Consider the following 389-nt stretch of genomic DNA (forward strand, 5'->3'; position numbering starts at 1 on the left):
ATCAATATACATTTGAACCTGTAACAGTGGTTTTATCCAGCGTTCTTTTACCTAAAGTTTTCGGTAAAAAATACGCAGAAGGTACAGATGAAGATTTTGCCAACTATACTCCGGAAACGAAAGTAATTCCTTTCAGAATAGTAAAGGAATTTACAGGAGAAAAGCTTGTTGATACAAGATATGAGCAATTAGTTCCGTGGTTTACACCTAATGACAACCCTGAGAATGCATTCAGAGTGATTCTTGGTGACTTCGTAACCACAGAAGATGGTACAGGTATCGTTCACACGGCTCCAACTTTTGGTGCTGATGATGCGAGAGTAGCTAAAATGGCTCAGCCTGAGGTTCCACCGATGTTGGTAAAAGATGAAAATGACAATCTTGTACCA

The 389-nt window shown here is 39.3% G+C and carries 1 protein-coding gene; it reads left to right on the top strand.

Features of this window, described 5'->3' with window-relative positions; translation table 11 throughout:
* Positions 1-26: 26 nt before the first annotated feature.
* Positions 27-389: isoleucine--tRNA ligase (locus GB932_RS22020; RefSeq protein WP_197517204.1), on the top strand; the 363-nt coding region annotated here is incomplete at its 3' end.

Source organism: Microbacterium karelineae, assembly GCF_009745985.1.
Taxonomy (GTDB): domain Bacteria; phylum Actinomycetota; class Actinomycetes; order Actinomycetales; family Microbacteriaceae; genus Microbacterium; species Microbacterium karelineae.